Here is a 10,993-nt window from a genome sequence, read left to right on the forward strand (position 1 = left end):
CTAAATCTACTACATTGGTAGATTTTTTCTTTATTAGACGACATTATCTCTAAATTTATTGATAATTTCGTAGGCTTAAATTTGTGACACGATGGAAAATGAAAATTTATTAGCAATTGCAAAAGAATTTGGGAGTCCAGTTTATGTATACGACTCTTCAAAAATTATTTCACAGTACAACCGCCTTTCTAATGCATTTAAAAAGGTCAAACGGGTAAAACTGAATTATGCGGTAAAAGCACTGTCTAATATGACTATTCTGAAGCTAATGAATTCATTAGGCGCAGGGCTAGACACGGTTTCTATTCAGGAAGTGAATTTAGGATTAAAAGCTGGGGTAAAAGCTAGTAATATTATTTTTACTCCAAATGGTGTTTCGCTAGAAGAAATAGAACAAGTTTCTGCTCTTGGTGTTCAGATCAATATCGACAACCTTTCTATATTGGAACAATTTGGAACCAAACATCCTGATGTACCTGTTTGTATTAGAATTAACCCACATGTATTGGCTGGTGGAAATAGCAAAATTTCTGTAGGTCATATTGATAGTAAATTTGGTATCTCAATACATCAAATTCCGCATATCCTTAGAATCGTAGAAAATACAGGCATGAATATCAATGGTATTCATATGCATACAGGAAGTGACATACTTGATATCGAAGTCTTTTTATATGCCAGCGAAATATTATTTGAAACTGCCAAAAACTTCAAGGATCTTGATTTTATTGATTTTGGTAGCGGCTTTAAAGTGCCATACAAGTTAGGAGATATCGAAACTGATATTGAAGAATTCGGAGAGAAACTCACTAAACGTTTTAATGCCTTTTGCAAAGAATATGGAAAAGAGCTTATTCTAGGTTTCGAACCCGGAAAATTCTTAGTTAGCGAGGCTGGATATTTTTTAGCTAAAGTAAATGTAGTGAAACAAACAACTTCAACTGTTTTTGCTGGAATTGATAGCGGCTTTAATCATTTGATACGTCCTATGTTTTACAATTCTCATCATGAGATTATCAACATCTCTAACCCCGAAGGAAAAGAACGTTTTTATTCTATTGTAGGATATATATGTGAAACAGATACTTTTGCCACGAACAGGAGAATTTCAGAAATTAATGAAGGAGATACTATTGCGTTTAAAAATGCAGGTGCTTATTGTTTTTCTATGGCTAGTAATTACAATTCTCGTTATCGTCCAGCAGAAATATTATGGCATGAAGGAGAAGCTCACTTGATTCGTAAGCGTGAAACCTTTGATGATCTCATAAAAAACCAAGTAGATGCAGATATATTTTCTAAGATTACTGAAACAGCATCATAGCTTAAAAGTTTTAATATACACAAAAGCGTCTGATTTGATATCAGGCGCTTTTTTTTCTAAAAAACATAAATTTCATTCTTTTACACCAGGTTGAGTAATCGTAAAGCCCTCTTCCTTTTTTGCTCGATCAACCATTTTCTTTACATCTGCCAGCAATTCTTTGGCATTATATATAACTCCATCTTTGATTGTATACCTTACTCCTCCCGCTCTTATAACCTCATTATCCTTTGTTAATCGAATCGCTCCTGTTCCGTATAAAACTTTAAGGTTTTTTAAAGGGTTTTCATCCAGCACTACAAAATCAGCAAATTTCCCTACTTCTACAGATCCAATTTTATCAGATACACCAAGTGCTTCAGCGCCATTTAACGTTGCGGCTCTAATTATTTCTAAGGGATGAAAACCAGCCTCTCTAAACAACTCTAACTCTCTAATATATGCAAAGCCATAAAGTTGAAATATAAACCCTGAATCTGACCCAACCGTTACACGTCCTCCCCTATTTTTATATTCATTAACAAAAGTCATCCATAATCTATAATTTTCTTTCCAGACGACTTCTTGCTCTGTTCCCCAATCATGCCAATATGATCCATGAGAAATTTTACTTGGTTGATAAAATCGCCAAAGAGAAGGTAATGTATATGTTTCATGCCACTCTGCTCTGCGTGCTCTTTGTAAATCTCTACTAGCCTCATAAATATTAAAAGTAGGGTCTAAGGTGAAATCTAACTCTATAAGTTCGTTCATCACTTTATTCCAATGATCAGAATAAGGTTTTGCAGCTTGTTTCCACAATTTTCCTGCTTCTTCAAATCGATGTTGCTCATTTTGATAATTATAATCGAGTGGATAATCCTGAATCGTCCTATCATCAAACAATGCCTCTGGCAACCCGTACCAATGTTCCATAGAAGTAAGTCCAGCTCTTGCAGAATGTAAAACATTCCATCTAGCGACATCAGTTTGGGCGTGATGACAAGCAGAACGTAATCCTAGTTTTTTATTTTCGTCCAAAGCAGCCTTCATGATTTCTGGAGCGGCTCCAAAAAGTTTTATCCCATCAGCTCCTTTTTTTGCATTTTCCCGAACCCAATCTCTTGCCATCTCCGGAGTACTTACAGGCAATTTACTACCTTGCCCAAATCCAGTATATGCAAAAATTCGAGGTGCAACAATCTCATTTTTATCACTTGATTTTTTCAGCTTCATTGTCCAATCTACTCCTCTTCCGCTGGGTTCTCTCACTGTAGTGATACCATGTGCCATCCATAATTTAAAAACATAATCAGAATCTGCTCCTTGCGCTTTACCACCAATATGCCCATGCATATCCACAAATCCGGGCAAAACATACATCCCTTCTGCATTAAGTTCTTTGCCTCCAGTTTTTAATACTGGTCGTTTAGAGGAATTAATTTCTACACCAGGATATCCCACTACTACAATATCCTTTATTATATTTTTTTCAACTACAATATCTACAGGACCTCTAGGAGGAGCTCCATTGCCATTAATTAATGTGGCACCTCTAATAATTAATTGAGAAAAAGGTCCTTCTCCTAATTCTTGTGAATTTGACTGCAATATGCCTAATATGGCTAAAACAATGATAAGTGTGTATTTTATGTTTTTCATTATTTACAAAAATGATTAGAACAAAAAAAAGAGTGTTTTATACTCCTAGAAAAAACTCTAGAGTATTAAATTATCATTAAACATACTCAATTCAAAACAAACTGAATACCTTCTGCTATGAATTTAACATCAACGTTTTTTGTGTTAAACACTGTATAAACAGAACATATAAGAATTGTGCACTTACAAGTCTTTATTTAAAAAATAAAACCTTACTCAACGAAATGTAAATAATCTTAGGGGGGGAGGAATAAACTTTCTAACTATCTATTTACAAATATGTGATTACATATTTTTTATATTTCTAATTAAATATTCCAAGCCGTTTAATTTTAATTCATAGACAGTTTGTAGTTGCTGTCCTAAAACTCCTTTTGGGAATCCTTTATTATGATACCACACGACGTAGTATTCTGGAAGATCTATAAGATATCTGTCTTTATATTTTCCGAATGGCATTTTGGTATGTGCCAATTTTTCTAAAAAGTCTTTTTGGAGTGAGATTTCCATACAATTTTAGAATCAAGACTATTTTGTATAATCCCTATAATACCACATGAGAGTTTCTATCTTCTTATCCCACTTTGCCTGATTCACCTTATTTTTTGAATGATCTGTTTCTTCATCGTATCGTTCTTGCATATTTATCCTCATTCTTTCTACCAACTTGTACATCTTATTAAGATCTCTACGTATGTTCTTACCTGCTTTGTATTCCTTTAATCTTTTTCGCATGATTCTCGCATGCAATTCTGAAATATCAAAATGTAATTGTTCGTGAGAAAGAAGATCTTCAGACATATGTCCTTTTTTAACCCAAGACAGAGAAGGATAGCAAAAACTATCAACCTGATAATTTAATTCGATTTCTCCTTTATCTTTACCATAGGACCATTGATAAGTTATCCCCGTATTCACACTAGCCGCAAAATGACTATCAAATTTAGGTTTACCCCTAAAATCCGACCATTCCAAAGTATCTTTTTCTGCGTACGAGAATTTACCTACAAAACCATTATTATTGGTAATAAATAAAATTAAAACAATAGTAAAGTACTTACTCATAATTGCAAACAATTATGCCCAACCAATAGTTATTATTTTTCCATTTTACAATGTCAAGGGATACAATATGGGGCAGATATTGTTGACATACTATAAAATAGCTTTACTTTTTGATTCTAAATATACAATCTATTTTTAAATTATACATAATTTCTAGAATCTATCTTACATTATTTTTTTGTTTTTCTTAACATTTAAAAACTTATCAATTATAATGCCAAGGATATCTTATTTTATAAATAAAAAACATTAAAAAAAGATAACCCAAACAATATCAAAGATATAGAAAAATCTTTTTTTATTTTATCAATACATAGTATTATTTATGCTATTGACTTTATTATTTTTTCAACTAAAACATTTTAAGATTAATTGTTAACCTTATGTTATTGATATCAAAATCGCTAAGAAGCATCATTATCAAAGTCCCCACTACTTTGATCAAATTTTATTTTAACTGTATTCAAAACTTATATTGAATAAGAAAATACTCTAAGTATTAAAATTCCCAATTAATACTTATTAGATTTTTCAAACTTAAGATAACTTTTTTAAAGTCGCTAAACTTTAACAAAAATTACTCTACTATTGTTAATTTAAGATCATCATCAAACTTAATGAGATAGGACGCTTTATTATAATATCCTCCTAAAAGTTTTTTAGAATATTCAAATTTATTTTCTACATATTCTGTAGTTCCCTCAAAAGATGCAGCTTGATATAAATTTTCGGCTGCTCCTAATCTTAACAAAATATCATATGCAATATCAAAACCTCGTATAGCCCAATTATTAGGATCTATACCATATTCTTTCTTATATCTTTTAACAAAAGGTGTTACTTCTTCTCCTTCTACTACTACTTTATTATCAAATTCTTTGTCCACAGATGGATAATGGAGATGAAGTTTTGACAATTGTTCATTCTTTATATCATCACTATCAAAAGCAGTATTTTTATCTGTCGTGAATAAGGTAACTTGATGGCTTTCTGCTTTAGCATTAAGTAACGGAATTACATTACTTAACATAGCAACATCATTGGACTCCAGAAACACCCAATTTGGCATACTTTTATGTAAAACTTTATTAAGCCGAACTTCATAAAGGTAATTTCCTTCTTCTATTTTAGCAATCTTTGCATTAGGAAATTTATCTTTTAATTTTTCTTTTATTTCTTCATGCCTTTTACCTTGCTGTGCAATAATAATAATATTCTTAGCAGTAGAGTCTTTTTCTACATAAGAAATGATTTTATCCTGAAGCATTACATTGGTTGGTCTTGTCTGAAAGAAATTATCATATAGCGCTGATTCTTTTCTTGAAGCTGGAGAAAATATTGGCGTATTATACTTTTTAAGTTCAGATGCCACTACTTCTGCATTGTTTTGATATAAAGGCCCTATAACAACATCTGTATTCTCAAAATTATTTTGACCAATTAACTCCTTTATATATTTTTCATTATTATTCTTCTTCGTGTCAAAAACATTTAGCTCTGTAGTTATCCCTCTTGTTCTTGCAGAATCTACAGCAATTAAAACTCCACTATACAAATCTAACGCAATTCTAAGGCTTGTCTTATTTTTTAGATACTCTTCTGTATCTTTTATGGCTTCAAAATTTAATGTATCTAAGCTAAAAGGAAGCATTACAGCTACTTTTTTGGGGGCGAAATTATTTAGACTTTTGCCTAAATCAATAATTCCACCAGCTTCAACAAGATTAGTCGTTGTAATTAATGTATCCTTGGGAATTGTAATTACCATTCCCGCTTTTAAACCATCCCTTAAGTACGGGTTCATTTTAAATAAAGAATCTGCAGATATCCCTGTACGTTTTAAGATTCTGTAAATAGTTTCTTTGGGTTTAACTTCATATAACTCAAAGCCCGGTTGAACTGTATCTTCTAACGAAACGAAAATAGATGTTGGAACCGTAATTTGCATCCCCACGGGAAGGTTAGTATCCATATTAGGATTAAGCCGTTCTAACTCTCCAATAGTAATCCCGTGTCTTCTGGAAATACTATATCTTGTATCTTTTGGTTTAATTGTATATCTAGTGGTTGTTGACAATCTAGTAGTTGTACTATCTATAACTATTTCGGTTGGGCTAGATTCATCTTCAAACACAGGTATTCTTAATTTATCTTTCTTTTTGATCTGTTCAGAATACAATCTTTTATTATGTTTTTTTATATCCTCGACAGTAACCTTATATCTTTTAGAAATACCATATAAAGTTTCTTTTCTCTTAACCTTATGAGTTATAAATCGAACAATTTTTCGTTCTTTAGGTATGATTTTTAAACTATCCAGAACATTCTCTTTACCAACTACCGAGCCACCATCAATAGCAGACGGATCTTTCTTCTCTATTTTTCCTACGTTAAGAACCTGACCTATATTAATACCGTTTTTTGCTTCTGGATTCAGTAAATAGAATGTTTCTGTAGAAATATTATATTTTTTAGAAAGATTATATACGGTATCTCCTTTTTCTACTACATGCGTTTTGTATTCTTCATCATCGACTATAGGAATAGCAAGAATTTCACCTTCTTTAACTCCATCTTTTGCTGTAGGGTTTATTTTATATATTGCTTCTGGAGTAGTATTATAGCGTTTTGCTATTCTATACACATTTTCTCCTTTAGCAACGGTGTGACTTTTATACCTCTGAGCATAGGCAGAACCTGCTGCTATTAATAACAAAAAGATCAATAAAAACTTTTTCATCTGTTATGTTTATTGTTTTTTTTAAATGGTCAGGTCTAATTCGCTTAACAACTATTTTGGTTGGTTTCAAAATTTTTGATTATGCGTATTATATATTATTTTATGGCTTTAAGAATTAGATAAAACCTACGCTATTAAAAAGAATCTTGGTTAGACAACAATTTCTTAACAGAAGGTTTTATACTACTTATTTTTATTCCTTACTTCAAAAATTAGAATTAAAACACTCTTTTATTCCCATTCTATGGTTGCAGGAGGTTTAGAACTAATATCATATACTACTCTATTAACGCCTTTTACTCTGTTTATTATTGCATTAGAAGTATTTTGTAAAAATTCATAAGGAAGATTTACCCAATCAGCAGTCATACCATCGGTACTTTCTACAGCTCTTAAAGCAACACAATTTTCATAAGTACGTTCATCTCCCATAACCCCTACACTTTGCACTGGTAAGAGAATTGCTCCTGCCTGCCAGACTTTATCATACAGTCCATTCTCTTTCAAACCATTTATAAAAATAGCATCTACTTCTTGCAAAACAGAAACTTTCTCAGGTGTTATATCCCCTAGAATTCGAATAGCTAATCCCGGGCCTGGAAAAGGATGTCTCCCTAACAATTCTGGATCAAGCCCCATCGACGCTCCTACTCTTCTCACCTCATCTTTAAACAACATACGCAATGGCTCTACAACTTTTAGCTTCATAAAGTCAGGTAAACCACCAACATTATGATGAGATTTTATAGTAGCAGAAGGTCCATTAACTGAAACCGACTCAATCACATCAGGATAAATCGTTCCTTGTCCAAGCCATTTTGCATCTTTTATTTTATGCGATTCATCATCAAATACTTCAATAAAAATCCTTCCTATAGTTTTTCGTTTTCCTTCAGGATCACTTTCTCCTGCAAGCGCATCCAAAAAACGTGCCGAAGCATCCACTCCTTTTACATTAAGTCCCATCCCCTCGTATTGTTTTAATACAGCCGAGAATTCATTTTTACGAAGTAATCCATTATTCACAAAAATACAATGTAGATTTTCTCCTATAGCTTTATGTAGTAATACAGCTGCGACAGTAGAATCGACACCTCCGCTTAATCCCAAAACAACTTTATCATTACCTACTTTTTCTTTCAGCTCTGCTACAGTAGAATCCACAAAAGAATCTGGCGTCCAGTCAGGTGAAATATTTGCAATCTTAATCAAGAAATTCTCTAATAATTTCTTCCCATCGGTAGAGTGATATACTTCAGGGTGAAATTGAATTGCATAAGTTTCTTCATTTTCAATCCTATATGCCGCATTCTCTACATCTCCTGTACTTGCCAGTTTAATCGCGCTAGTAGGTAATTTTTTAATTGTATCACTATGACTCATCCATACCTGCGAACCTGTTGTAATATCTTCAAAAAACTGTTCTCCTCCTTTTACGAATGATAAATTCGCTCTACCATATTCTCTTGTATTGGACGGAGCAACTTCTCCTCCGCTAAAATGTGCCAAATACTGAGCTCCATAACACACTGCCAATAGCGGTCTTTTTCCTCGAATTTCTGATAAATCAGGATGTGGAGCATCTTCTCCTCTAACCGAAAAAGGTGAACCAGAAAGGATTACTGCCTTAAAATCTGACACATTATCTGGTAAGTTATTGTAGGGATGAATTTCACAATATATATTTAACTCTCTAACTCTTCGTGCAATAAGCTGAGTATATTGCGATCCGAAATCTAAAATAAGTACGTTGTTTTGCATAGGCAAAAATAAAATTAAATTAATAACCCTGAAATCCTGAATAGAATAATTTTTCACTTTATTTATAACAGGTTATTTTTAAAGCATAGATCTTATCGTTTTCCTCATTATAATCTACTTTTTCATAATACTATCCAGATCCTTTTACTTTTGATTCCCTCATTAAATTGATTAACTTTAAGAAAAAAATTCGCACATGCCCGACATCATCTTTTCTTCAATTATCAGAGACTTAAAAGCTGCCTCAAAAAATAAGGACCATCCTTTTAGATACTTTACACTAGCGACTTCAGATATTAACGGAACACCAAAAATGCGTACCGTTGTACTTCGAGAAACCAATGATCAACTACAACTTATTTTTTATACAGACAAAAGGTCTGAAAAAATGAATCATATCAAAGAGCATGATGCAGTTAGCTTATTATTTTTTGATACCGAGCGATTATTACAAATTTCAATACAAGCTAATGCTAAAATTATTACTGATGATTCCAAATTACAATCAATTTGGAATCAAATACCACAAAACTCCAGGAAAGAATACACTTCTAAACTATCCCCAGGTAAAGCTATAAAAAATCCTGAAGCAGTTGATTATCTAGAAGGGAAGCATTTTTTTTCGGTCATCAAATTAATTCCAAACCGTATTGAATATTTACGTTTGAAACGACCAAATCATATTAGGGTACTGTTTAAAAAAGAAAACACAAATTGGAAAGGTATGTTCCTGGTTCCGTAAACTACATAAAATATATCGTATCGGGAATTTCATAATACGTTTGATTCATAGTTAAAATCATATTAGAATGTAATATCTCATATCTAATAAATATGAGTTCATCTAAAAGCTAATACCTACTTACTTTTTCAAAACCAAAAACTGTCCTTTAAGAGCATCTAGATACTTTAGCAACATAGGTATCAAATCTTCTCCATATTCTAAATATAATTCAGAAAAGTTCGTATTACGTTCTTGTAAGCTTTGATTAGGAAACAATTCGTTTTGCATTGTTGTTAAACGCTTTACATGATCACTTAACTTCCTTTTTTGCGCTTTTAACAATCTCTTTTCTAACGCATCCAATCCTTTAAGTTGTTTTACTTCTTGTGCTTTTACAGCATTATAAAAAGTAACATCTGTTTGTTCTGCTAATGTATACATCTCTTCAAACTGTTTTTTAAGATGTTTACGCTGCGGGTCAAAATTGATATTTATATTAGAGATACGACGCACTTTGCGATTAATTAATTCATGCTGCTTTAAAAATAATTCTGTATCAGAAACATTTAATTTCTCAATTTTTTCTGCTTGTTTTTCAGTCTGAATCAGTGTCGAATTACGAAGTAAAAGCATTGGAAAAGGTATCTGAACAGCTTCAAAATAATCTTTTAATTCAAACCAATATGCTAATTCACCACCTCCACCAATATAACATAAGTTAGGTAAAATAACCTCTTGATATAAAGGCCTCATCATAACATTGGGACTAAACCTCTCTGGGAACTCAGAGAGTTCTTTTAATATTTCACTCTTGCTCCAAGAAATATCTGTTTCGTTAACAAAATATTTTCCTTCATTTTCTATGATACGTTCTCTTAAACCTTCTGCTAGGTAAAAAAGATTGATTTCTCTGGGGTTTACTTGTACCTTATATCCTTGTAATTCTAATTCCTTTGTTTTTGGTAAAACTTTAGCATATGAAACTTGTTCTACCAGTTCTTTTTCTACATATGGAACAAAAAGTTGTTTCAAATCTGCATCATCCCCATCAATAATTACTAAACCATACGCTCCAAAAAGTCTATTTGCTAAATAACGGGTAGCTTCAGTAAGATTGCTGTGTTCTAAATATGCTTCTTTAAATAGTAATTTAAGTTGTTCTGCATTACGACCTAATCCGATTTCCGAAGAAAAAACCTCTAAAACTTTATCAAGCCCTTTTGTATCAAATCTGCCTACGGCCCCACCATCCTTACGATTCCATTGGATCTTTTTACCAAAAAGATTAAAATAATTAATCTCATCAAAATCATGATCTTCGGTCGCCATCCAATACACTGGAACAAAGTTATTTTCTGGATGCTTTTCTTTTAAAACCTTAGTTAGATTTATTGTAGAAATAATCTTATACAAAAAATATAACGGCCCTGTAAAAAGATTTAATTGATGTCCTGTTACAACGGTAAAGGTATTTTTAGTTTTAAGCAACTCAACATTTTCCTGAGTAGCTTCAGATATTGTAACAGATTTGTATTGATTTGCTAATGCACTAACAAGTATCTTTCTATTCTCATCAGAAAATGATTGTTTTTTCTCTTCAATTTGGTCTTTGAAGTTTTCTAATTTAGGAAAACGATTATAAAAAGGTTGTAATTCAGCTTTTTCGTCTAAATAATCACAAATAAGAGATGAAAAGTAATTCGTATCACGAAACGGAATACAGTCACTAGGCATACGT

Annotated in this window: 8 protein-coding genes; 2 read left to right on the plus strand and 6 right to left on the minus strand. The window is 32.1% G+C overall.

Features of this window, described 5'->3' with window-relative positions; genetic code table 11:
• The first annotated feature begins 91 nt into the window (after positions 1–91).
• A complete protein-coding gene (gene lysA, locus DK442_RS17140; protein WP_109437124.1) occupies positions 92–1,324 on the plus strand; it encodes a diaminopimelate decarboxylase in 1,233 nt (410 codons plus the stop codon).
• A 72-nt stretch (positions 1,325–1,396) separates the two neighbouring features.
• On the opposite strand, the gene DK442_RS17145 is transcribed toward lysA, so the two are convergent.
• From DK442_RS17145 to guaA, 5 genes are all read right to left on the minus strand, one after another.
• Positions 1,397–2,965 (minus strand): amidohydrolase family protein, encoded by a 1,569-nt coding sequence (locus DK442_RS17145; RefSeq protein WP_109437125.1) that lies wholly within the window; start codon positions 2,963–2,965, stop codon positions 1,397–1,399.
• A gap of 285 nt (positions 2,966–3,250) precedes the next feature.
• Positions 3,251–3,475, minus strand: coding sequence for a DUF3820 family protein (locus DK442_RS17150; protein ID WP_109437126.1), 225 nt, complete (start codon positions 3,473–3,475; stop codon positions 3,251–3,253).
• 18 nt (positions 3,476–3,493) lie between these two features.
• Positions 3,494–4,030 (minus strand): DUF922 domain-containing protein, encoded by a 537-nt coding sequence (locus DK442_RS17155; protein WP_109437127.1) that lies wholly within the window; start codon positions 4,028–4,030, stop codon positions 3,494–3,496.
• Between the two features lie 577 nt (positions 4,031–4,607).
• A complete protein-coding gene (locus DK442_RS17160; RefSeq protein WP_109437128.1) occupies positions 4,608–6,770 on the minus strand; it encodes a LysM peptidoglycan-binding domain-containing protein in 2,163 nt (720 codons plus the stop codon).
• A 231-nt stretch (positions 6,771–7,001) separates the two neighbouring features.
• Positions 7,002–8,531, minus strand: a complete 1,530-nt coding sequence (gene guaA, locus DK442_RS17165) for a glutamine-hydrolyzing GMP synthase (protein ID WP_109437129.1) — start codon at positions 8,529–8,531, stop codon at positions 7,002–7,004.
• 196 nt (positions 8,532–8,727) lie between these two features.
• On the opposite strand from guaA, the gene DK442_RS17170 reads away from it, so the two are divergent.
• Positions 8,728–9,273 carry a pyridoxamine 5'-phosphate oxidase family protein gene (locus DK442_RS17170; RefSeq protein WP_109437130.1) on the plus strand — a complete coding sequence of 182 codons (546 nt, stop codon included), beginning with the start codon at positions 8,728–8,730 and terminating at the stop codon, positions 9,271–9,273.
• A 120-nt stretch (positions 9,274–9,393) separates the two neighbouring features.
• On the opposite strand, the gene bshC is transcribed toward DK442_RS17170, so the two are convergent.
• Positions 9,394–10,989 (minus strand): bacillithiol biosynthesis cysteine-adding enzyme BshC, encoded by a 1,596-nt coding sequence (gene bshC / locus DK442_RS17175; protein ID WP_109437131.1) that lies wholly within the window; start codon positions 10,987–10,989, stop codon positions 9,394–9,396.
• Between the last annotated feature and the right edge of the window lie 4 nt (positions 10,990–10,993).

This window comes from Aquimarina sp. AU119 (genome assembly GCF_900312735.1).
In the GTDB taxonomy this organism is placed as follows: Bacteria; Bacteroidota; Bacteroidia; order Flavobacteriales; family Flavobacteriaceae; genus Aquimarina; species Aquimarina algiphila.